The following is a 23,013-nucleotide window of genomic DNA, read 5'->3' as shown; positions in this document are numbered from 1 at the left end:
CTACATGCTACAAAGTAGGCTGAGTGCCATGCCAGAGGGACTACGGGATCGAACGCGTCGAGCGGTACGGGCGGAGCTGGCCGAGGTCGCGGTGGATCTGTTCGCGCGGCAGGGTTTCGAGGCGACGACGGTCGACGAGATCGCGCGTGCGGCGGGGCTGACGAAGCGCAGCTTTTTCCGCTACTTCCCGACCAAGGAGGACGTCGTCTTCGAAGGCATCGACGTCACCGGGGAAAGGGTGGTGGCCGACCTCGGGGCGCGGCCCGCCGGCGAGGACCCGTGGAAATCCCTGCACCACGTGCTGCGGGACTGGCAGGAGGAGATCCATCGGAGCGAGCGGGCGGCGACGGCGCTGCGGCTGATCGAGGCCAATCCGGCCCTGGGCGGACGGCTCCATCAGCGGCGGGCCGAGTGGCGTCATCAGGTCAGCCGGGCGCTGCAGGCGTGGCCGGGAGCCGGGATCGACGCGTACACGGCGGATCTGCTCACCAACGCGGCGGCGGCCGTCCTCGATGCGGTTGCCGGCGAATGGCTGCGGTCGGACGGGGCCGCGGATCGTTCGGCGCTGTTGGAACGGGGCTTCGCGCTGGTTCGGGTCCGGCTCACCCAGGGACGACGATGATCAACGTCGAATGCTGTCCAGGAAGTCGGCGATCCGCTCGATGGCCTCGGTGAGCACCTCGGTGTCGGGCAGGGTGACCAGGCGGAAGTGGTCCGGGGCGGGCCAGTTGAAGCCGGTGCCGTGGGTGACCAGCAGCTTCTTGGCCCGCAGCAGGTCCAGCACGAACTTCTCGTCGTCGTCGACCCCGAACATCTCCACGTCCAGCTTCGGGAAGCAGTAGAGGGCGCCGCGGGGCTCGACGCAGCTGATCCCCTCGATCTCGTTCAGCATCCGCCAGGCGAGCTTGCTCTGCTCGTAGAACCGGCCGCCGGGCTCGATGAACTCGTTGATCGACTGGTAGCCGCCGAGCGCGGTCTGGATCGCGTGCTGGGCCGGAACGTTCGGGCACATCCGCATGTTGGCCAGCAGGGTCAGGCCCTCCAGGAAGTCGCCGGCCAGGTGCCGCGGGCCGGAGATCATCACCCAGCCGGCCCGGTAGCCGCAGACCCGGTAGGCCTTGGACAGGCCGGAGAAGGTCAGGCAGAGGACGTCGTCGCCGGAGTAGGCCGCGGTGTGGTGGTGCACCGCGTCGTCGAAGATGATCTTCTCGTAGATCTCGTCGGAGAAGATCACCAGGTCGTGTCGGCGGGCGATGTCGACCAGCTTGCGGACGGTGTCCTCGGCGTACACCGCGCCGGTCGGGTTGTTCGGGTTGATGATCACGATCGCGTGGGTGTTCTCGGTGATCTTGGACTCGATGTCGGCCAGGTCCGGGTCCCAGCCGTTGTCCTCGTCGCAGCGGTAGTGCACCGGGGTGCCGCCGGCCAGGGTCACCGCGCCGGTCCAGAGCGGGTAGTCCGGGGCCGGCACCAGGATCTCGTTGCCGTCGTCCACGAAGGCCTGCAGCACCATCGTGATCAACTCCGACACCCCGTTGCCGATGAACACGTCGCCGACGGTGGTCTCGGTGAGGCCCCTGGCCTGGTAGTGATGGGCGACCGCGGTCCGGGCCGAGTAGAGGCCGCGCGAGTCGCCGTACCCCTGCGAGTTCGGCAGGTGGTGCACCATGTCGGCGACGATCGCCTCCGGGGCGTCGAAACCGAACAGGGCCAGGTTGCCGATGTTGAGCTTGAGGATCTTGTGGCCCTCGGCCTCGAGCCGCTCCGCCTCGGTCAGGATCGGGCCGCGGACGTCATAGCGGACTCCGCGAAGCTTGCGGCTCTGGATGATCGGACGCATGGCTGCTCGCATTCCGTATTCCGTAGGGTGTTCCACATGACTGTACGTGAAGCGATGCAGCGGGTGCTGCCCGGAGTCCTGGACGATCTCAAGCGGCTGGTCGCGGTCGAATCGGTGAGCGCCGATCCGGGCCGGGCCGACCAGGTGCAGGCCAGCGCCGAGCTGGCCGCGCAGCTGATCCGCGAGGCCGGGGCCGAGACGGTCGAGATCGTCACCGAGGCCAGCCAGCCCGCCGTGATCGCTTCGTTCCCGGCGCCGCCCGGCGCGCCGACCGTCTGCCTCTACGCGCACCACGACGTGCAGCCCGAGGGCGACGTCGCGCAGTGGACCACGCCGCCGTTCCAGGCCACCGAACGGGACGGCCGGCTGTACGGTCGCGGCACGGCGGACGACAAGGGCGGCCTGGCCGTCCATCTGGCGGCGCTGCGGGCCTTCGACGGCCGGCCGCCGGTCGGGGTGAAGCTGTTCATCGAAGGCGAGGAGGAGATCGGGTCGCCCGGGCTCGCCAAGCTGCTGTCGGCGCACCGGGAGGCCCTCGCGTCGGACGCGTTCGTGATCGCCGACTCCGGCAACTGGGAGGCCGGCCGGCCCGCGCTGACCACGACGTTGCGCGGCCTGGCCGACTGCGTCGTCGAGGTGCGCACCCTTGATCACGCGATCCACTCCGGCTCGTTCGGCGGGGTCGCCCCGGACGCGCTGACCGCACTCTGCCGGCTGCTGGCCACTCTGCACGATGATCAAGGAAACGTCGCCGTGCCCGGCCTGGTCGCCGGCGCCGGGCCGGACCTCGACTATCCCGAGGGGCGGTTCCGGGCCGAGTCGGGCATGCTCGATTCGGTACGGACGCTCGGCGAGGGATCGGTCGGGCAGCGGCTGTGGGAGAAGGCGGCCATCGCGGTGATCGCGCTGGACGCGACGCCGGTGGCGAAGGCCTCCAATACCTTGCACGCCACGGCGCGGGCCAAGATCAGCATGCGGCTGGCGCCCGGCGACGACGCGCCGACCGCACTGCGCAGCCTGGCCGAGCATTTGACCGCGAACGCGCCCTGGGGTGCCCAGGTGACCGTCACCCCGGGCGATCTCGGGCAGCCGTCCCGGATCCCGTTCGAGGGCCGGTTCGCCGACGCGCTGGGCGGGGCGATCACGGAGGCCTGGGGCGTCGAGCCGGTGCTGATGGGGCAGGGCGGGTCGATCCCGATGGCGGCCGAGTTCGCGACCGCGTACCCGGAGGCGGCGATCTTCCTGACCGCCGTCGGCGACCCGGCCTGCCGGGCGCACGGGATCGACGAATCCCTGCACCTGGGCGACTTCCGGGCCGCCTGCCTGGCCGAGGCGCTGTTCCTGGAGCGGCTCGCCGGTTGATCAGGCTCAGGCCAGCAGGTTCCGGACGTAGTTCGCGGCGAGCAGGAACAGGAACGCGAGCCCGACCAGGGCGAGGACGAACTGCGGGATGCCGATCCGGAGCGCACCGCGATCACGGTGCCGGGCCAGCACGAGCATCACGATCCCGATCAACGGGGCGACCAGGATGGTGACGGCCTGGGCCGTGATGATCAACTGCAGCGGCACCCGGCCGAAGGCGATCGCGACCACGCCGCCGAGCACCATCACCGCGGTGATGCAGATCTTGACCGGCACCGACTGCAGCCCGCCGCGGTCGATCTTGAACGTGCCGGCCAGCAGGCCGCCGCCGATCGTGCTGTTGCCGACCAGCGACGAGAAGGCGGCGGCCCACAGGCCCAGCGCGAACAGGACAGTCGCCCAACGGCCGACGGTCGGGGTCAGGATCGCCGCCATGTCGGTCGGCGCAGTCACCTTCACCCCGGCCGGGTGGAGCACCGCGGCGGCGGCGACCATGATCACCAGCGACAGCGTGCCGAGGATCAGGGTGCCGACGACCGCGTCCCGGCGGGCGGTGCGGTAGTCCGCCGGACCCCAGCCCTTCTCCCGGACCAGCTGGATCTGGTAGAGCGCACCGACCACCGAGAACGTGGTCGCCGCGGCGCCGACGACCAGCGCCGCCGACCCGGTGGGCAGGGACGGCACCAGCCCGCCGAGCATGGCCAGCGGATCGGGCCGGGACACCACCGCGGTGATCACGAAGATCAGCAGCATCACCAGGATGATCACGACCATGGTGCGCTCGAGGTACTTGTAGAACGACGGCAGCCAGAGGAAGCCGATCCCGAGCAGGGTGAACACGGCGGCGGTGATCGCGGCGCCGCCGCCGAACAGCACGGAGCCGGCCGCCCCGGTGCCGGCCGAGTTGCCGGCCTGGAACGACGCCGTCACCAGGAACCCGCCGATCCCGACACCGGCCGCGACCACCCGGCCGAGCCGGCGCTCGATCGTGGCCACCGGTCCGGTGTCGGTGCTCAGCCCGATCCGGACCGCGAGGTCGACGAAGCAGAGCATCAGCAGCGTCGCGATCACCGGCACCCAGACCAGCTGGTACGAGAACCCGGCGCCCATCGAACTCGCCGTGGTGATGCTGCCGGGTCCGAAGACCAGGGCGGCGGTGATGAACGCCGGGCCGAGCCGGCCGCGCAGCCCGGTGCGGGCCGGAGCGGGGACTGTGCTCATGGAAATCCTTGTCCGGGAGGGGTTTCCGCACAAGCTTGGTGGCCCCAGCGAGCCGCGTCAAGATCGTCTCGCCGCTCGGTGCAACCGATTGCGGTCAGTGCCGGTCAGGCGTTCGCCGGCTCCTTGACCGGCTCGGCGACCGACTCCCGGGCCGGTTCATGATCGTCGTCGACCATGGTCGTCTCGTCGAACGGATCCTGGCCGGCGAGCACCCGGCGCACCTGATCCCGGTCGATCGTCCTGGTCCAGGTGCCGACCAGCAGGGTGGCCACCGAGTTGCCGGCGAAGTTGGTCAGCGCTCGCGCCTCCGACATGAACCGGTCGATGCCGACGATCAGTCCGACGCCGTCGACCAGGTCCGGCCGGTGCGAGTTCAGGCCGCCGGCCAGGGTGGCCAGGCCGGCACCGGTGACCCCGGCCGCTCCCTTCGAGGCGATCATCATGAAGATCAGCAACGAGATCTGTTCCGGCAGTTGGAGCGGGTCGCCCATCGCCGAGGCGATGAACAGCGAGGCCATGGTCAGGTAGATCGCCGTACCGTCGAGGTTGAAGGAGTAGCCGGTCGGCACCACGACGCCGACGGTGGACCGGGACACGCCGAGGTGCTCCATCTTCGCGATCAGCCGGGGCAGCGCCGACTCCGACGACGAGGTGGAGACGATCAGCAGGAACTCCCGGGCCAGATAGCGCAGCACCTTGAAGATGTTCAGTCCGGTGAAGATCTTCAGCATCAGGCCGAGCACGCCGAAGACGAACACGATGCAGGTCGCGTAGAAGCCGACCATGATCACCGCCATGCTGCGCAGCGCGTCGACGCCGGTCGCGCCGACCACCGCCGCGATCGCGCCGAAGGCGCCGACCGGGGCCACCCACATGATCATCGCGAGCACCCGGAAGACCAGCTTCTGCAGGTGCCCGATGCCGCGCAGGATCGGCTCGCCGGTCTTGCCCATCGCCTGCAAGGCGAAGCCGACCAGCAGGGCGACCAGCAGCGTCTGCAGCACGGTCTCCGTGGTCAGGGCCGAGAACAGGGTGTCCGGGATGATGTTGAGGACGAAGTCGACGGTCGATTCCTCGCCGCCCTCGGCCTGCTTCTGGCCCTGCCCGGCCAGTTCGTCGGTGAGCCGCAGCCCCTCGCCGGGATGCAGCACGTTGCCGACCACCAGCCCGATCGCCAGTGCGACGGTCGACATCCCGATGAAGTAGACCAGGGCGATGCTGCCGACCCGGCCGACCTGGGCGGCGCTGCGGACCGAACCGATGCCGAGCACCAGGGTGCAGAAGATCACCGGGGTGATCATCATCCGGATCAGGTCGACGAAGCCGGTGCCGAGCGGCTTCATGGCCTTGCCGACGTCCGGGGCGACCAGGCCGACCAGGATGCCCAGCAGGACGGCGACGATCACCGCGATGTAGAGGAAGTGGGTCTTGTCGCGCTTCCGTTTGCGGCCCGACAGGGGCGGCGGGATTACGGTTTCGCTGCCGGTGGATGACATGGTGGCTCCTCGGGACGACGCTGTTCTCGAATCCGGACGGTGCTCTCACGGTGGGGCAGGTGGGTGCCCGGGACGGGCTTTCGTACATAGAGTTCTTCGGAATCGGCAAGGAAGTGTGCCTGTCCGTTCGCGGAGCGGAGCGGGGGTTCAAGGGGGTCGCCCCCCTTGCTCCAGAAGAAAGGGGGGCGCGGTGGCAACGAAGTCACGAGGCCCGACCGTTGCCGGCCAGATCATGGCGCTGCAACTCGCCGCGGCGCTGGTGGTGATCGGGCTGGCCGCCGGCTTCGGGTACGTCGACGCCCGGCTGGACGCCGAGCAGTGGGCCGGCGACCGCGCGCTCGCGATCGCCCGCAGCGTCGCCGATTCGCCGGAGATCGTCCGGGCGGTCGACGCGGCCGACCCGTCGGCGACCCTGCAGCCGTACGCGGAGCGGGTCCGGCTGGACACCGAGACCGACTTCGTCGTGATCATGGACCCGGACGGGATCCGTTACACGCATCCGAATCCGGCCGTCATCGGCCAACGGTTCCTCGGCTCGATCGAACCGGCGCGGCAGGGCCGCAGCCACGTCGAGCAGTACGCCGGCACGCTGGGGCCCTCGATGCGAGCGGTGGTCCCGGTGACCGCCGACGGCCGGGTGGTGGCACTGGTCTCGGTCGGGATCACCATCGCGCGGATCGATGCCGCCGTCCTGCGGAGCCTGCCCGCGCTGGTCGGCGCGATCGGGATCGCGCTGCTGATCGGCGTGATCGGCGCCGCCGTGATCGGCCGCCGGCTGCGCCGCCAGACGCACGGGCTCGGGCCGGCCGAGCTGAGCCGGATGTACGAGTACTACGACGCGGTGCTGCACTCGATCCGGGAGGGCCTGATCCTGCTCGACGGGTCCGGCCGGGTCCGGCTGGCCAACGACGAGGCGGTGCGCCTGTTCGGCCTGTCCGGCGACCCGGCCGGCCGGCCGATCGGCGAGCTCGGACTGCCGGAGACGCTGACCGCGGCGCTGACCGGCGATGATCAGGTACGGGACGAGGTCCAGCTGGTCGGGGACCGGCTGCTGGTCCTGAACCGCCGGGCCACCACCAGCGAGGGCCGGAGCCTCGGCTTCGTCGTCACGGTCCGTGATCACACCGAGCTGCAGGCGATCGCCACCGAGCTGGACGCGGTGCGCGGGATGGCCGATTCGCTGCGGGCGCAGGGCCACGAGGCCGCCAACCGGCTGCACACGGTGGTGTCCCTGATCGAGATGGGCCGCTCCGACGAGGCGATCGACTTCGCCACGGCGGAACTGGAACTGGCCCAGCGGCTGACCGACCGGGTGGTCGGGCAGGTGGAGGATCCGGTGGTCGCGGCGCTGCTGCTCGGCAAGGTGGAGCAGGCCGGCGAACGGGGCGTCGAGTTGATCATCGAGTCGGCCGACGTCGTCGGTGATCACCGGTTCCAGTCCCGCGACCTGATCACCATGATCGGCAACCTGATCGACAACGCCGTCGACGCCGCGGCCGCCCGGCCGGACGGCACCCGTCAGGTCGAGATCGAGATCACCCTGCGCGGGGAGTCGCTCCGGATCGCCGTCGGCGACAGCGGTCCCGGGCTCAGCGCCGCCGCCCGGCTGTACGCATTCGACCGCGGCTGGTCCAGCAAGCCGGCCGGCGCCCACGGCCGTGGGATCGGCCTGGCCCTGGTCGTGCAGACGGTGCGGCGGCTGTCCGGCCGGATCGATGTCGGCCGGAGCGACCTGGGCGGCGCCGAGTTCGTGATCATGGTCGCGCCGACGGCGGCACCGAACGGGGAACCAGGATGACCTTCCGAGTGCTGGTGGTCGAGGACGAGCCGATCGCGGCCGAGGCCGCGGCGGAGTATCTGCGCCGGCTGGCCGGGTTCGCCGTGGCCGGGGTGGCCCATTCGGCCGCCGATGCGGTCCGGGTGCTGAACGCCGATCCGGCGGTCGACCTGATCCTGCTGGACATGAACCTGCCGGACACCCACGGCCTCGAGCTGCTCCGGCTGGTCCGCGGCACCGGCCGCGCCTGCGACGTGATCGCGGTGACCTCGGCCCGGGAGGTGGCGCTGATCCGGCAGGCGGTGGCGCAGGGCGTGGTGTCGTACCTGCTGAAGCCGTTCACCTTCGCCGGCTTCCGGGCCAAGCTCGAGTCCTATGCCGCCTACCGGGAGCAGCTGGCCGCGGGGCCCGAGGTGGTGAACCAGTCCGGCATCGACGCCATGATCGGGTTGCTCCGCCCGCCGCCCGGCCAGGAGGAACTGCCCAAGGGCCTCAGCCCGGACACGCTGCAGCGGGTCACGGCACTGCTCCGGCAGGGCGCGGCCTCGGCGGCCGAGGTGGCTGCCACGGTGGGTGTCTCCCGGGTCACGGCGCGGCGCTACCTGGAGCACCTGGCCGAGACCCGGCTGGCTGAGCGGGACTCTCGCTACGGTGGGCCGGGCCGCCCGGAGGTGGAGTATCGCTGGACCGGTCCAGAATCTCGGTGACCGCCTCCAGGAAGGGCTCGGCTGCCGCCGGGCCGAGCCGATCCCCCAGACAGCGGGTACGGAAGGCCAGCCGGTCCCGCCGCAGCTCGTCCGGCCCGAGAAGTTGATCAAGAACCGGCTCCAGCCCGGCCAGCTCGGGGCCGATCACGTAACCGGCGTTGGCGACCTTGAACTCGGCCCGGAAGGCGTCGGCGTCGAGCTTCGTGGTGATCATCGCGAACGGCTTGCCGGAGGCCAGGAAGTCCGACGCGACCGAGGAGACGTCGGTGATCAACACGTCGGCGGCGTTGCAGCAGTCGGCCACCTCGGCGTCCACCTCCGCGGCCGCGCCCCAGCGGTGCGGCCGGCCGGACCGTTGTTGATCATCGGCCAGCAGCCGGTGGATCTCGGCGATCCGGCGCGCGTCGTCGGGATCGCGGTGGCTCAGCGGGTGCGGCCGGAAGATCACGATCACGCCGCGGTCCAGCAACGCCCGGACGATCCCGGCGCCCCAGGCCAGCGAGCAGTAGTTCGTGCTCTCCCGTCCGCCGCGCCAGGTCGGCGCGTAGAGCACGGTCCGCGGATCGCCCGGCCGGGCCTCGTCGGCCACGGCGATCCGCTCGATCTGGGGCCGGCCGATCAGGACGAACTTCTCGTCCGGCACGGTGATCCCGTGGTCGGCGTACCGCTGGATCGCGAGCCGTCCGGCGACGAACAACCGGTCGTAGCTGGCGTGCCGGGGATGGAAGTTGGCCGGCTTGTCGGAGTCGCCGTGGTTGAGCCAGATGTGGGTGAGGGTGCGGAACCGCTGGAAGGTCTGGTTCGCCGGGCTGCCCTGCACGTAGAACGCGGCCCGCAGCGTCGGCACCACCATCCGGTCCAGGCTGCGCGACACGTCGGCCGGGTCCGGGACCATGATCGGTGCCCTGGTGAGTTCCCTGATGGCGGGGATCGTTGCGGTCTCGCGGGTGATCACGAAGTACGGCCGGCCCAGCCGTTCCAGGTACGGCAGCCACATGCCCAGCTGGTAGTCCACGCCGGAGCTGGCCGCGTAGTAGACGACGAACTCGGGCCGGTACCGGGCCAGCGCGGCCGGGATGCCCTGGACCGCACGCCGCTCGGCCAGCCGCGCCAGCAGCGCGTCGAACGCGACGATCGCCTGCAGCGGTACGGCGAGCAGCACGACGATCAGCCAGCCCCAGCCGGGGGCGCCGACCGCCGCCAGCACGCCGCCGATCATGATCACCGCCAGCCAGGCCTGCACCTGGATCCCGGACGGCAGCCGCGGCTGCGGGATCGTCGGCGCACCCGGCAACTGCACCGCCCGCTGCCCGCGCGCCGTGAGCAGGGTCCGGACCGTCGGCTCGCTGAGCACCAGCAGCATCGCGATCCCGGCGGCGAGGTAGGACCAGCCGGCATCCTCCGGGCGGCGGATCGAAGCCCCGGCAGCGACGGCGAGGACGAGCAGTGCCCGCGCGCCGACCGTCGCGGCCTCCGCCTTGGCCCCGGCGGGCCGGAGCAAGGGGCGACGCAGCCGCCGGACCAGGAGTGCCAGGGCGGCCAGGCCGCAGACGATGCCGAGGATCAGGGTCCCGAGTCCGCCGCCGGCGAGCAGCAGGGCCACAGCCGCCACCGACCCGAGATTGATCAGGCCATGCCAGACGGGGTCGATCGGGAGTCGACGTAGCTTCCCGAGGCGGGCCGGGAGCGCGGCCACCCGGCCAGCGTAAACCTCGCGTCGCGGGCCCGGTTGGATTTCCGCGGCAGTACGGTGGATCAGCACGAGGGGAGGACGGGCTCCCTTCCAGGGAAAGCGGCGGGGCTTGATGGAACGCGAGATGCGGGCAGCAATCGGACGGCTGCTTCCGCGGCGACGGGGCAACGACACGGCGGACGGCGAGCCGCTGCCGGTGATCACGAGTTGGAACCTGCCCGGGGCACCGGCGGAGACCTCCGCCGATCCGCGGGTCGGCAGGGCCGACCGGGCCCGGCTGGGCCGGGCGCTGCGCACGCTGCGGCCGACCTTCGCGATGCCGTACGCGGGACACGGCGGGGCCCGCTACCAGTGCCAGATGTGGGAGCCGTACCTGGCCGCCTCCGGCGAGCCGTACCTCCTGCTGACCAGCGATGCCGGCGCCGCGGACCTGATCCGCCAGGTCACCCGGGCGCCGCTGCTGCTGGTCCCCGACCCGACGCCGGACGATCTCGAGCTGGTGCTGCCGAAGACCGTCCGGGCCGCGTTCTACGTCCAGAACAGCAAGCGGAACCGTACCTTCCTGAAGCTGGACCGGATGACCCATGTCTGGCTCAACCACGGCGACTCCGACAAGCCCGCCAACTTCAACCAGCGGCACGCCGAGTACGACCGGATCGTCACCTGCGGCGAGGCCGGCATCGAGCGGTACGCGGCCCACGGCATCGAGATCCCGCGGGACCAGTTCGACGTGCTGGGCCGGCCCCAGGCGGGCGACATCGCGGAGGGTCCGCGGCCCGGGGCCACCCCGACGACCGTGCTCTACGCCCCGACCTGGCGGGGCATCGACGCCCGCTACGACTACACGTCGCTGCCGCTGGCGACCCGACTGATCGAGGCCCTGCTGGACCGCGAGCTGACCGTGATCTTCCGCGGCCACCCGTTCGGCGGCCGCCAGGCCGGCGACCGGACGGCGATCGCCGAGGCCCACATGATGCTCGCCGAGGATCGCGCGCAGAGCGGCCGGAAGCACCTGTGGGGCGCGGCGGCCGAGCTGGACCGGTCACTGGCCGAGTGCATCAACGCCGCCGACGCCCTGATCTCCGACGTGTCGGCCGTGGTGACCGACTTCCTCGCCTCCGGGCGCCCGTACGCGATGACCGCGATGTCGGAGCCGGACGCCGACGCGTTCCGAGCCGCGTTCCCGATCAGCCGCGCCGGCTACGTGATCGACCGTGACCTGGCCGACCTGGACCGGGTCCTGGACGACCTGTTCGGGCCCGATCCGCTGGCCGAACTGCGCGCCGAACGCCGGACCTACTACCTGGGCCCGTTCCACGGCTCCGAGTCCGCCGAGGCCGTGGCCGACTACGTCCGGGACCTCACCCGCGGCCGGCGGCTCACTCGACGGTGAGTTCGCCCATGTCGTCCCAGTCGTCGCCGTCGACCGACCGGCTGATGATCTTGGGCGTCGAGGCCAGCGCCTGCGGCATGTCCTGCATCGCCTGCTTGAAATGATCACTGTTGACGTGCGGCCCGGCGCCGTCGTCGGTGAACGCCTCCACGAGGATGAACTCGGCGGGGTTCTCGACGCTGCGGGACCAGTCGAACCAGAGATTGCCGGGCTCGGCGCGGGTCGCCGCGGTGAAGCCGGCGACCAGCTCCAGCCAGCGCTCCGACCAGTCCGGCTTGGTGGTGAACTTGACCACGATGAAATGCATCGGCGCCTCCGCTCTCAGGGGTACGGGATGCGGCCATCATGGCATCGAATCGCCCACGCGGGCGGGCTCGGTAGGGCACGATGGACCCATGGTTGAGCAGGCGCGGTCGCCTGATCAAGGCCGCTCCGGTCCGGTGGAGCGCACCCTGGCGATCCTCGAACTCGTCGCCGAGCGAGGCGGAGCCGGCGCGCGCGAGGTCGCCGACGCCCTCGGGCTGCCGCTGCCGACCGTCTACCGGCTGACCAAGGACCTGGTGGACAGCGACTACCTGGTGCACATCCGCAGTGAGGGACGGTACGAACTCGGCTACAAGCTGCACCGGCTCGGCCTGGCCCTGCACCGCCAGCTCGGACTGTCCCGGCCGGTCGCCCGGGAGATCGCCGCGCTGCACGAGTCGACCGGATTCGCCGCCTATCTCGCGCTCTACCGCGGCGGCGAACTGGTGCTGGTGCACGTGGTCGACTCGCCGGACTGCCCTCGCCTCAAGCCGCTGCGGTTCGGCTTCCACGAGGTCCCGCACAGCACCGCGTTCGGCAAGATCCTGCTGGCCGATCTCGACCGCGCCGGCCGCGACCTCTTCCTGGGCCGGCACCCGCTGCGGGCGCTGACCGCGAACACGATCACCGAACGGATCACCCTGGATGCCGAACTGGACGAGGTCGCGCGCCGCGGGATCTCCTGGGAACACGAGGAATTCCTGCCCGGCTGGGCCTGTGCCGCGGTGCCGGTCCGGGGCGGCGACTCGGCCCTGCTCGGCGCCGTCGCGGTGTCCGCGCAGCCCGAGCGATTGACCGGTGCCGAGCAGCGGCTGGCGGCCCGGCTGCGGCAGGTCGCGTCCCGCGTCGGCGCCTGTCTGCGGGGCTCCGAAACCTGATCGGCCGGCCTCTCGGCGAGTGAGAATCGTTGTGGTCAAGGAGGTTCAGCGAGGCTAGCCTCCTGCTATCCCGCTGCGGTGCGGGACAAGGGGGCACTGATGCCGAACGAATCGCCAGGTGAAGATCAACTCGAACCGGTCGACCTGCGCCAGGACACCACGACCGAACCTGATCATGAACCGGGACCGCTGACCGAGGCGCAACGCAACACCCTGGTCCGGTTGATCAGGGTCGCCTACCCGCACCCCGACTTCCCGGACGGCCCGTACCAGCGGGCCGCGGAGGCGGTGCAGAACGCCGGCGGGCCACTCGCCGAAGGCCTTGATCAACTCGACACCGAGGCCGGCGGCTCGTTCACCGGGCTCGGTGACGACGAGGCGACCGCCGCGGTGGAACGGATCGCCGACTCCGACTTCTTCGGCCTGGTGCACGGGACCGTGATCGTCGCGCTCTACGATGATCATGAAGTCTGGGAGCTGCTCGGCTACGAAGGTCCGTCCTTCGACAAGGGCGGCTACCTGAACCGCGGGTTCGACGATCTTGACTGGCTGCCCCGGCCGCGGGTCGAGGAATACACCGCGGAGCCGCGGGTCGAGCTGGTCGGCGGTGATCACTGATGGCTGCCATCGACACCGGCGAACCGGCGGTCGTGATCATCGGGTCCGGGGCCGGCGGCGGCACGCTGGCGTACGAACTCACCGTGGCGGGGGTGCCCTGCGTCCTGCTCGAGGCGGGTCCGCACCTGACCAACGACGACTACGAGAACGACGAGTGGCGGGCGTTCCAGCAGATGGCCTGGCTGGACCCGCGGACCACCAGCGGCTCCTGGCGGATCGCCCAGGACTTCCCGAACCTGCCGGCCTGGATCGTCAAGGCGGTCGGCGGCTCGACGACGCACTGGTCCGGCGCGACGCCGCGCTTCCTCGCGCACGAGTTCCGCACCCGTTCCGTGTACGGCGACCTCGACGGCGCCGCCCTGTTGGACTGGCCGATCACGCTCGACGAGCTGGCGCCCTGGTACGACAAGGCGGAGCTCGCGATGGGCTCCACCCACCGGCACGGCCGGCCGCCGCTGCCGGCCAACAGCAACTACTTCGTCTTCGCCAACGGCGCCGAGCGGGTCGGCTACAAGTTCTACGCGACCGGCCCGTACGCGACGAACGCCGAGCCCTACGACGACCGGCCGGCTTCGATCCAGGACGGCTTCAACTTCCAGGGCGACAAGAACGGCTCGAAGTGGTCCACCCTGGTCCGGGAGATCCCGCGGGCGCTGGCGACCGGCAAGCTCGACCTGCGTCCGGAGTGCCAGGCGACCAAGATCACTCACGACCCGGCCGGCAAGATCGACGCGGTGGAGTACGTCGACGCGGCCGGCCGGCTGCACCGGCAGGCGGCCCGGATCGTCTGTGTGGCAGGGAATTCGATCGAGACACCGCGACTGCTGCTGCTCAGCGAGAGCTCGCTGCACCCGGACGGGCTGGCCAACGCGTCCGGCCAGGTCGGCCGGAACTACCTGCGGCACACCACCGGCTCGGCGTACGCGACCTTCGAGAACCCGGTCCGGATGTATCGCGGCGAGACGATGGCCGGGCTGATCGCCGACGAGGCCCGGCACGATCCCGGCCGCGGGTTCGCCGGCGGCTACTACCTGGAGACCCTGTCGCTGGGTCCGGCCTTCCTGGCCAGCTTCATCGAACCCGGCGAATGGGGCCGGCCGTTCACCGAGAAGCTGGAGGCGTACGTCCGCACGGCCGGGCTCTGGATCGTCGGCGAGGACATGCCGCAGCCGACCAACCGGATCACCCTGAACACCGAGGTCCATGATCAACACGGGATCCCGGTGGCGAACGTCCACTTCGATGATCATCCGAACGACGTCGCGATGCGCGAGCACGCCTATGCCGCGGCCGATGCGCTCTACGGTGCCGTCGGGGCGCTCAGCGTGCACCACACGCCGCCGTACCCGTCGACGCACAACCTCGGCACCTGCCGGATGTCGGAGCGGGCCGAGGACGGCGTCGTGGACCGCTGGGGCCGGGCGCACACCGTACCGAATCTCTTCATCAGCGACGGGTCGGTGATGACCACCGGGGCCGCCGCCAACCCGACCCTGACGATCGTCGCGCTGGCGATCCGTCAGGCCGACTACTTGGTCAGCGAGATGAAGGCGGGTCGTCTCTGACCAAGGCCCCCCACAACCCGCCACAGGCCCGGCTCCCGTACCGTCCCCCGTCGGTTCGCGGGGGCCGGGCCGCCCACTGCTACGGTCTCCGCATCGGCTCCAGAGGGAGAGGGATGCGGAACCTCAAGTACCTGCCGGCCCGGGTGCTCGACCTCACGTTGATCGCGTTGAGTCTTGCCCTGGTCGTCAACGACGACTTCCTGGTCCTGCTGGCCTGGACCGTCGCCGCGATCGGCTACCTGCTGATCCGGGGCCGGCGGCTCCGCCGGGTCCGGCTCGGCCGGGCTCCCGACTGGCGCGACGCGTTGATGCCGCGTCGGCTCGGCTACCTGTTCACGCTGTTGATCAGTCTGACCGGGATCGGTGCCGGCCTGGCGATCGTGATCGGGGACCGGTTCGACGAGGCGCTCTTCGAGGGCATCCCGCCGGCCCTGTCGAAGGTGTTCGCCGTGCCGGCCGTCATCCTGTCCTGGGCGATCCTCCATTTCGGGTACGCCGAGCGCTACGCCCACCTCTACGAGGACGCGCTGCCGGAACGGATCCTGGACTTCCCGGAGAAGCCTGAGCCGACCTTGGTCGAATTCGCCTACTTCGCCTTCACCATCGGGGTGTCCTTCGCGGTCTCCGATGTCGAGACCCGGGCCACGCCGATCCGCGCGCAACTGCTCTCGCACGCCGTGTTGTCGTTTCTGTACAACACCGCGACGCTCGGCATCGCGATCGGCGTGATCACGGGAAGCTGAGCGGAATAATCCGGCGCACCCGTGACGCTGTGTTGATCATGCGCTACGGAGTGTACGTACCTTCCTACGGACCGTACGGTGACCCGGCCGCCCTTCGTGATCTTGCGGTCGCGGCGGAGCAGGCCGGCTGGGACGGCTTCTTCATGTGGGACCTGATCACCCCGGCGGACTACGAACCGCCCTTCGCCGACCCGTGGGTGTCCCTGGCCGCGATCGCCCAGGCGACGGAGTCGATCATGATCGGCCCGCTGTCGACCCCGCTGCCGCGACGCCGGCTGGGCACCCTGACCCTGCAGGCGAGCACGCTGCAATCCCTGTCCGGTGGCCGATTGATTCTCGGGCTCGCCACCGGGGGCGGCGGCGACTTCACTCGCTGGGGTGAGTCCGGCAAGCGCTCCGTACTGGCGGCGCGGCTCGACGAGGGCGTACCGGTGCTGCGCCGGCTGCTGGCCGGTGAGCTGGTCGATCATGCCGGTGATCACTACCAGGTGAGCGGGGTACGGTTCCCGCCGATCGACGTACCGCTCTGGACGAGCGGCTTCTGGCCCCGCCGCGGGCCTGTGCGCGGCGCTCTTGGCGCAGACGGTCTGTTTCCGCAGGTTCGCGACGAGTCCGACGACTTTCGGATCCCGACGCCGGAGGAATTGATCACCATCCGGGCCGACTTCGAACGGGCCGGCGGGCGCGCCGGCGGTGATGTGGTCATCTGGTCGCCGAACCCGACCTGGGCTCCCGATTCGAGCCGGGCCGGTGAGTACGAGGATGCCGGCGTGACCTGGTGGTTGGAGGACGGATCTGAGGTGGCGCCTGATCGGCTGTTGGAGCGGATTCGGTCTGGGCCGCCGGCCTGATCCTTGTCTTTGTACGTGCCCTGAGCTTGTCGAAGGGCCTTTCGGGAGGGGGCAGGGACTCACGCCGCGGGAGGTCTGGGGGTTTGTGCGCGGACAACCATCCGCCCGCGATGGTCTGGGTGCCGCTGCCGCAGTACTGCGATGCGGGCTCCCGCCAGGCCCGTCCACGTCCGCGCACAAACCCCCAGACCTCCCGCTTCCTTTTGCCGACACAGTCATTGTTTTCGGTCGAAGCCGCGCGGTGATCAGGCCTGCCTCGACTGTCAGGCCGAGCGCTCGGTGGAGTCACTAGGGAGCTGGCGGTTCGGGTCGGAGGGGCAGAGGCGCCGCGAGGCCGCTACCTCGGGGATGCGGTGTCGGAGTGGAGGCCGTGGAGGGGGGTGGGGGTGGCTAGGTCTTGGCGGCTGCCTTCTCGGAGGGCGGGGTAGTCGGCGGCGATGCCGCCGAGGAGGGTTTCGACCGCGGTCTCGATGTCGGCGTCGTCGAACGAGGCGTGGCCGAACAGGACCCGGTGGTGTACCCAGGAGCCGAGGAGGTCGACGGCGAGTTCGTGATCGAGGTCGGGACGAAGATCGCCGCGGGCCACGGCCTTGGCGAGGGTCTGCCGGACTGCTTGCCGCGGCGGGTCGAAGAGGGCGGTCATGAACAACGCGTGCAGGTCGGCGTCGCCGGCGCAGTCCGCCAGCAGCGAGCCGATCACGTCGGGTGGTAGTCGGCGGTACACGGCGACGAAGACGCCGATCGCTTCGCCCAGGTCACACATCGTGCAGCCGGTGTCCGGCACGCCGACTGCGCCCAGCCGGCCGGCCAGCGCGGCCAGCACCAGCGCCGGTCGGGTCGGCCAGCGCCGATAGAGGGCCGGCCGTGAGGTGCCGGCCCGGCGCGCGACCTCCTCCAGCGACAGTCGCCGATAGCCGACCTCGTCGAGCAGCGTCAGGGTCACGTCCAGCGCTGCCGCATCGATCTCCGCGCTACGCGGCCGGCCACCACGCCGTGATTCCGCCGGACTCGTCATGGTCCGCATCCTAGCACTTATGTTACGGTACAGATCGTAACGAAACTCGCGGAAGGGAGCGCAGGATGTCGGGCCAGGAACCGGTGGGTGGAACCTCCGTCAGTGGCGAGACGGCGAAGGCCGGGCCGAGGGCCTGGGGTGGGCTGGCCGTGCTGGCGCTGCCGACCCTGCTCGTCTCGATGGATCTGTCGGTGTTGATCTTGGTGCTGCCGTCGTTGTCGGTCGATCTTCGCCCGGATGGGATTCAGGCGCTCTGGATCACCGACATCTACGGCTTCCTGATCGCCGGCGCGTTGATCACGATGGGCACGCTCGGTGACCGGCTGGGGCGGCGCCGCCTGCTGATGTTCGGCGCTGCCGCCTTCGCCGCGGCGAGCGCGCTGGCGGCCTTCGCACCGGGTCCGGAGTGGCTGATCGCGGCCCGGGCGGTGCAGGGCATCGCCGGCGCTACGCTGATGCCGTCGACCCTCTCCTTGATCAGATCGCTGTTCCACCGCCGGGACGAGCGGGCCTTCGCGATCTCGATCTGGGTGGTCTGCTTCTCGATCGGCATCGTGGTCGGCCCGCTGCTCGCCGGGGTGCTGCTGCAGTTCTTCTGGTGGGGCTCGGTCTTCCTGGTCAATCTGCCGATCATGGCCCTGCTGTTGATCTTGGCGCCGGCCCTGCTGCTGGAGTCGAAGGACCCGTCTCCCGGCCGGTTCGACCTGCTCGGTGCCGTGCTGGCCACCGCCACCATGTTGGCCCTGGTGCTGGCGATGAAGACCCTGGCCAAGGACGGCCCGACCCCGGTCGCGATCGGCACCGGCCTGGCCGGCCTGATCTTGGGCCTTCTCTTCATCCGGCGGCAACGAACCATCGACCATCCACTGCTCGACCTGTCCCTGTTCAAGATCCCCGCCTTCTCCACCGCGGTCGGGCTGAATCTCCTGATCGGTACGACCATGGCCGGCACCTACCTGTTCACCGCGCAGTACCTGCAGCTGGTGAGCGGCCTGCCCGCCCTGCTCGCCGCCCTCTGGCTGCTACCGCAGACCGCCGCCTTGATCATCTCCTCGACGCTCGCTGCGCGCCTGGCCCGGCGGATCCGGCCGGCGTATCTGATCACCGGCGGGATGGTGATCGCGATCGCCGGCCTGATTTCCTTCACGCGGGTCGATCCCGGCGGCGGCATCGCGCCAATCGTGATCGGCTCCTTCCTCACCGCACTCGGCTTCGGCCCGGCCGGGACCCTCGGCCCGGACTTGATCATCAGCTCCGCGCCGGCCGAGCGAGCCGGAGCCGCGGCCGCCGTGTCGGAGACCGGAAACGAACTCGGCAACGCCTCCGGAATCGCCATCCTGGGCAGCCTGGGCATCGCGTACTACCAAGCCATCATGTCCGGCCACGCGCTGCCCGGCCTACCCGCCGGCGCCCGCGCACTCGCCGTCGACTCCCTGGCCGGCGCCTACCAGGCCGTTCAGGGACTCGCGCCGGCCCTTCGTGACGAGGTCCTGGCCGCCGCCCGGACCGCCTTCACCTCGGCGCTCCAACTCACTGCTTGGGCCGCCTCTGGCGCGGTCCTGATCTTGGCCGTCGTTGCCACCGTCCTGCTCCGCCACGCACCCACGGTCGCCCACTCCGACTCCGACTAGAGCGTTGCTGCAATTCGGGCTGGTTGTCTGTCTTCGGGAGGGGGCAGGGAATCATGCCGCGGGAGGTCTGGGGGTTTGTGCGCGGACAACCATCCGCCCGCGATGGCCTGGGTGCCGCTGCCGCAGTACTGCGATGCGGGCTCCCGCCAGGCCCGTCCACGTCCGCGCACAAACCCCCAGACCTCCCGCTCTCTTTGGGCCGTACGGTCATATTTTTCGGTCAAAGCCGCGCGGTATCAGACCTGCCCCGACTGCCAGACCGAGCGCTCGGTGGGGGTCACGAGGGTGTTGGTGGAGCGAGTACGTGCGCTGCACTTTTGGTGGATCGGTGGGGGATGCAGGGTCGGGGGCTGGTTCAGGGGGTGACTTGAAGATCAACTATTCAGTGAGTGACGAACGCATGGACACCCGTGACTCACGAGCCGCCGGCCCTCTGAACCAGCCCCCGCCCAAGCAACCCCATGATCACGAAGATCAACTGCCCCTCGCCAGAACACAGTCACTGCACCGTAGGGACTCCACCGAGCGCTCGGTCTGGCGAGGACCGCAGACCTGGTCACGCGCGGCTCGGGACCTATAAACCCTGACTGAGCATCCACAAGGAAGCGGGAGGTCTGGGGGTTTGTGCGCGGACGTGGACGGGCCTGGCGGGAGCCCGCATCGCAGTACTGCGGCAGCGGCACCCAGGCCATCGCGGGCGGATGGTTGTCCGCGCACAAACCCCCAGACCTCCCGCGGCATGATTCCCTGCCCCCTCTCACACTGCTTGCAATCTGCAATCAGAATGACCTAGGCTGGCACGCATGGAAAGATCAGGATCGTTGAAGCGCTGGCTAGGCCTAGTAGTGCTCGGTCTGCCGACAGTTTTGCTGTCGCTGGACATGAGTGTGCTCTACCTGGCTCTGCCGCGACTCAGCACAGACCTCGGTGCCGGTCAGACGGAGCAACTGTGGGTGACGGACGTGTACGGCTTCGTGGTTGCGGGCCTGTTGATCACCATGGGCAACCTGGGGGACCGCATCGGGCGCCGCCGCCTGCTCCTGATCGGCGCCGTCATCTTCGGCATCGCCTCAGTGATTGCCGCGTTCGCCCCCACGATCGAGATCCTGATCGCAGCCCGAGCCCTGCTCGGCATCGCGGGCGCGACGGTCGCCCCATCGACGCTGGCGTTGATCAGCAACCTGTTCAGCGACGAGCGGCAGCGGGCGATCGCGATCGGGGCGTGGATGTGCTGCTTCATGGGCGGTAGCGCGGCCGGGCCGCTGGTCGGCGGGCTGCTGCTGCAGCACTTCTGGTGGGGCTCGGTCTTTCTGATCGCCGTACCGGTGATGATCATCTTGCTGATCGCCGGGCCGTTCCTGCTGCCCGAGTTCCGGGCGCCGAAGCCGGGCCGGATCGATCTGCCTAGCGTGGGGCTGTCGCTGGCCGCGATCCTGCCGTTCGTCTTCGGGATCAAGGAGTTCGCCCGCGGTGCGCCGGTCTGGCTGAGCGTGCTGCCGGTGATCATCGGGGTGGCCTGCGCGGTGATCTTCGTCCGGCGGCAGCGTCGGCTGGCCGATCCGCTGCTCCAGCTCCGGCTGTTCACCGAGCCCACCTTCCGTACCGTCATCGTGATCATGGTGGTGTCGGCTTCGCTGATGGGCGGCACGTTCCTGCTGGTGTCGCTCTACCTGCAGACGGTGGCCCGGCTGGCCCCGATCGAGGCCGGGCTCTGGCTGCTGCCGCAGATGGTCGTCATGATCATCTCCAGTCTGGCCGCGCCGGTGCTGCTGCGCTGGGTGCGCCGCGGTGTGTTGATCTTCGCCGGGATCGTGATCACCATGATCGGCTTCGCGATCCTGGCCCTGACCACCGCGACCGGCGGTCCGCTGATCCCGGTGATCGGCTTCACCGTCGCGTGCGGCGGGATCGGAGGGGCGACGGCGCTGGCCACCGACCTGGTGGTCGGCTCGGCCCCGCCCGACCAGGCCGGCGCTGCCTCGGCGATCTCGGAGACCGGCAACGAGCTGGGGATCGGGCTCGGCATCGCGTTGCTGGGCAGCATCGGCACGCTGGTCTACCGGGCCGGCCTGGGCGGGGCCGGCGGCTCCGAGGCCTCGTCCGGCATCTCCAAGGCGTTGGCGATCGCCGCCGAACTGCCGGCCGACCAGGGCGAGGTGCTGGCGGCGACGGCCCGGCAGGCGTTCACCCAGGGTCTGGTCGCGGTCGCCGTGGTCGGCGCGGTCCTGCTCGCCGTCGTCGCGGTCGCGAGCTGGCTGCGCCTCGCCCGTACGCCCCGCGAGTCCGCTACCCCGAACGTGCCGGATTCGGAAATGCGGCCGGAACAGCAGGTCACGCTACGATGAAGCAGTGGCACGTGCTGATCACCGACCGGCCCACCCCTGCGACTCCTCCGACACCCCCAGCAACGGCGACACCCCTCGCGATGCGTGTGGCGTGTTCGGGGTCTGGGCGCCCGGTGAGGAAGTCGCCAAGCTGAGCTATTTCGGCCTCTATGCGCTGCAGCACCGCGGCCAGGAGTCGGCCGGGATTGCGGTCAGCAACGGGTCCCAGATCATGGTCTTCAAGGACATGGGGCTGGTCTCCCAGGTGTTCGACGAGCGCTCGCTGGAGTCGCTCCGCGGCCACGTCGCGGTCGGCCACACCCGATACTCCACGACCGGCGCCAGTGTCTGGGCCAACGCCCAGCCGACGTTCCGGCCGACCGCCACCGGCGGCATCGCGCTGGGGCACAACGGCAACCTGACCAACACCGTCGAGCTGTCCGACTGGCTGGCCGAGCGGGACCGCTCCGGCGGCTCCCTGGTGCCGGGCGCGCTGAGCGGCGAGGCGGTCAACGACACGTCGCTGGTGACGGCCCTGATCGCCACCTACCCCGACCTCAACACCGAAGACGCCGCCGCCGAGGTGCTGCCCCGGCTGCGCGGCGCGTACTGCCTCGTCTTCATGGACGAGGAGGCCCTCTACGCGGCCCGCGACCCGCAGGGCATCCACCCGCTGGTGCTGGGCCGGCTCGAGTCCGGCTGGGTGGTCGCCAGCGAGACCGCGGCCCTGGACATCGTCGGCGCCTCGTTCATCCGCGAGGTCGAGCCCGGCGAGTTGATCACCATCGATTCCGGCGGCCTGCGGTCCCGCCGATTCGCCGCGGCGGAGCCGAAGGGCTGCCTGTTCGAGCACATCTACCTGGCCCGTCCGGACACCACGATCTCCGGCCGCCGGGTGCACTCGACCCGGGTCGAGATCGGCCGGATCCTGGCCCGCCAGCATCCGACGACGGCCGACCTGGTGATCCCGGTGCCCGAGTCCGGCACCCCCGCCGCGATCGGGTACGCGGAGGAGTCCGGCATCCCGTACGGCGTCGGGCTGGTCAAGAACTCCTACGTCGGCCGGACCTTCATCCAGCCCAGCCAGACCATCCGCCAGCTCGGCATCCGGCTCAAGCTGAACCCGCTCCGCGACGTGATCGAGGGCAAGCGGCTGGTGGTCGTCGACGACACCATCGTCCGCGGCAACACCCAGCGCGCCCTGGTCCGGATGCTCCGTGAGGCCGGCGCCGCCGAGGTGCACGTCCGGATCTCGTCGCCGCCGGTGAAGTGGCCCTGCTTCTACGGCATCGACTTCGCCACCCGGGCCGAGCTGATCGCCAACGGCCTGAGCACCGACGAGATCTGCCGCTCGATCGGCGCCGACTCGCTCGGCTACGTCAGCCTGGACGGCCTGATCGAGGCCACCACGGTGCCCAAGGACGACCTCTGCCGGGCCTGCTTCGACGGCGTCTACCCGGTCGAGCTGCCGCTGGCCGAACGCCTCGGCAAGCAGGTCCTGGACACCGAACGCCGGACCGATCTCGACGGCGTCGCCACCCTGACCGCCGGCCTCGGTGCCGCCGACGCCCTATCTCGACCATGAACGACGGACCG

General features: G+C 70.3%; 18 protein-coding genes and 1 pseudogene. 13 read left to right on the top strand and 6 right to left on the bottom strand.

What is annotated here, in order from left to right:
• The first annotated feature begins 28 nt into the window (after window positions 1–28).
• Window positions 29–622 carry a TetR family transcriptional regulator gene (locus tag ACFQU4_RS14645; RefSeq protein ID WP_377493028.1) on the top strand — a complete coding sequence of 198 codons (594 nt, stop codon included), beginning with the start codon at window positions 29–31 and terminating at the stop codon, window positions 620–622.
• Here ACFQU4_RS14645 and ACFQU4_RS14640 read toward each other — a convergent pair whose 3' ends face one another.
• Window positions 623–1,840 (bottom strand): pyridoxal phosphate-dependent aminotransferase, encoded by a 1,218-nt coding sequence (locus tag ACFQU4_RS14640; RefSeq protein ID WP_377493026.1) that lies wholly within the window; start codon window positions 1,838–1,840, stop codon window positions 623–625.
• 36 nt (window positions 1,841–1,876) lie between these two features.
• Here ACFQU4_RS14640 and ACFQU4_RS14635 point away from each other — a divergent pair, with 36 nt between their 5' ends.
• On the top strand, window positions 1,877–3,202 hold the full coding sequence (locus tag ACFQU4_RS14635) for a dipeptidase (protein ID WP_377493024.1): 1,326 nt from the start codon (window positions 1,877–1,879) through the stop codon (window positions 3,200–3,202).
• A gap of 6 nt (window positions 3,203–3,208) precedes the next feature.
• Here ACFQU4_RS14635 and ACFQU4_RS14630 read toward each other — a convergent pair whose 3' ends face one another.
• Both ACFQU4_RS14630 and ACFQU4_RS14625 read right to left on the bottom strand, forming a co-directional pair.
• Window positions 3,209–4,423, bottom strand: coding sequence for an Nramp family divalent metal transporter (locus ACFQU4_RS14630; protein WP_377493022.1), 1,215 nt, complete (start codon window positions 4,421–4,423; stop codon window positions 3,209–3,211).
• 104 nt (window positions 4,424–4,527) lie between these two features.
• On the bottom strand, window positions 4,528–5,919 hold the full coding sequence (locus ACFQU4_RS14625; RefSeq protein ID WP_377493020.1) for a cation:dicarboxylate symporter family transporter: 1,392 nt from the start codon (window positions 5,917–5,919) through the stop codon (window positions 4,528–4,530).
• A 190-nt stretch (window positions 5,920–6,109) separates the two neighbouring features.
• Between ACFQU4_RS14625 and ACFQU4_RS14620 the strand changes: the two genes are divergently transcribed.
• Together ACFQU4_RS14620 and ACFQU4_RS14615 are read left to right on the top strand one after the other, a co-directional pair.
• Window positions 6,110–7,717 (top strand): ATP-binding protein, encoded by a 1,608-nt coding sequence (locus ACFQU4_RS14620; RefSeq protein WP_377493018.1) that lies wholly within the window; start codon window positions 6,110–6,112, stop codon window positions 7,715–7,717.
• Window positions 7,714–8,403 carry a response regulator gene (locus ACFQU4_RS14615; RefSeq protein WP_377493016.1) on the top strand — a complete coding sequence of 230 codons (690 nt, stop codon included), beginning with the start codon at window positions 7,714–7,716 and terminating at the stop codon, window positions 8,401–8,403. The genes ACFQU4_RS14620 and ACFQU4_RS14615 overlap by 4 nt, the downstream gene beginning before the upstream one ends.
• A 217-nt stretch (window positions 8,404–8,620) precedes the next feature.
• Here ACFQU4_RS14615 and ACFQU4_RS14610 read toward each other — a convergent pair.
• Window positions 8,621–9,256, bottom strand: a pseudogene (locus ACFQU4_RS14610) (CDP-glycerol glycerophosphotransferase family protein); the annotation flags it as partial.
• A gap of 964 nt (window positions 9,257–10,220) precedes the next feature.
• Between ACFQU4_RS14610 and ACFQU4_RS14605 the strand changes: the two are divergent.
• Window positions 10,221–11,489, top strand: coding sequence for a CDP-glycerol glycerophosphotransferase family protein (locus tag ACFQU4_RS14605; protein WP_377493014.1), 1,269 nt, complete (start codon window positions 10,221–10,223; stop codon window positions 11,487–11,489).
• Here the strand turns inward: ACFQU4_RS14605 and ACFQU4_RS14600 are convergent.
• Complete coding sequence (locus ACFQU4_RS14600; RefSeq protein ID WP_377493012.1) at window positions 11,476–11,796, bottom strand: putative quinol monooxygenase; 321 nt, start codon at window positions 11,794–11,796, stop codon at window positions 11,476–11,478. The genes ACFQU4_RS14605 and ACFQU4_RS14600 overlap by 14 nt on opposite strands.
• Window positions 11,797–11,884: 88 nt before the next feature.
• On the opposite strand from ACFQU4_RS14600, the gene ACFQU4_RS14595 reads away from it, so the two are divergent.
• The 5 genes from ACFQU4_RS14595 to ACFQU4_RS14575 all read left to right on the top strand — a co-directional run bounded on the left by ACFQU4_RS14595 (window position 11,885) and on the right by ACFQU4_RS14575 (window position 16,447).
• Window positions 11,885–12,670 carry an IclR family transcriptional regulator gene (locus ACFQU4_RS14595; protein WP_377493010.1) on the top strand — a complete coding sequence of 262 codons (786 nt, stop codon included), beginning with the start codon at window positions 11,885–11,887 and terminating at the stop codon, window positions 12,668–12,670.
• Window positions 12,671–12,769: 99 nt separating this feature from the next.
• Window positions 12,770–13,288 carry a hypothetical protein gene (locus ACFQU4_RS14590; protein ID WP_377493008.1) on the top strand — a complete coding sequence of 173 codons (519 nt, stop codon included), beginning with the start codon at window positions 12,770–12,772 and terminating at the stop codon, window positions 13,286–13,288.
• The gene (locus ACFQU4_RS14585) at window positions 13,288–14,853 is read left to right on the top strand and encodes a GMC family oxidoreductase (RefSeq protein ID WP_377493006.1); all 1,566 of its coding nucleotides are present in this window, start codon (window positions 13,288–13,290) and stop codon (window positions 14,851–14,853) included. The genes ACFQU4_RS14590 and ACFQU4_RS14585 overlap by 1 nt, the downstream gene beginning before the upstream one ends.
• Window positions 14,854–14,966: 113 nt before the next feature.
• On the top strand, window positions 14,967–15,596 hold the full coding sequence (locus ACFQU4_RS14580; protein ID WP_377493004.1) for a DUF1345 domain-containing protein: 630 nt from the start codon (window positions 14,967–14,969) through the stop codon (window positions 15,594–15,596).
• Between the two features lie 38 nt (window positions 15,597–15,634).
• A complete protein-coding gene (locus ACFQU4_RS14575; protein ID WP_377493002.1) occupies window positions 15,635–16,447 on the top strand; it encodes an LLM class flavin-dependent oxidoreductase in 813 nt (270 codons plus the stop codon).
• A 337-nt stretch (window positions 16,448–16,784) separates the two neighbouring features.
• Here ACFQU4_RS14575 and ACFQU4_RS14570 read toward each other — a convergent pair whose 3' ends face one another.
• A complete protein-coding gene (locus ACFQU4_RS14570) occupies window positions 16,785–17,462 on the bottom strand; it encodes a TetR/AcrR family transcriptional regulator (protein WP_377493000.1) in 678 nt (225 codons plus the stop codon).
• A 65-nt stretch (window positions 17,463–17,527) separates the two neighbouring features.
• Between ACFQU4_RS14570 and ACFQU4_RS14565 the strand changes: the two genes are divergently transcribed.
• The 3 genes from ACFQU4_RS14565 to purF all read left to right on the top strand — a co-directional run bounded on the left by ACFQU4_RS14565 (window position 17,528) and on the right by purF (window position 23,002).
• A complete protein-coding gene (locus ACFQU4_RS14565) occupies window positions 17,528–19,093 on the top strand; it encodes an MFS transporter (RefSeq protein ID WP_377492998.1) in 1,566 nt (521 codons plus the stop codon).
• 803 nt (window positions 19,094–19,896) lie between these two features.
• Window positions 19,897–21,438, top strand: coding sequence for an MFS transporter (locus ACFQU4_RS14560; protein ID WP_377492996.1), 1,542 nt, complete (start codon window positions 19,897–19,899; stop codon window positions 21,436–21,438).
• 4 nt (window positions 21,439–21,442) lie between these two features.
• On the top strand, window positions 21,443–23,002 hold the full coding sequence (gene purF / locus ACFQU4_RS14555) for an amidophosphoribosyltransferase (RefSeq protein WP_377492994.1): 1,560 nt from the start codon (window positions 21,443–21,445) through the stop codon (window positions 23,000–23,002).
• Window positions 23,003–23,013: the final 11 nt, after the last annotated feature.

The organism is Microlunatus sp. GCM10028923, from assembly GCF_042666975.1.
Taxonomy (GTDB): Bacteria; Actinomycetota; Actinomycetes; order Propionibacteriales; family Propionibacteriaceae; genus Microlunatus.
This window is presented reverse-complemented; position numbering and strand designations above follow the sequence as displayed.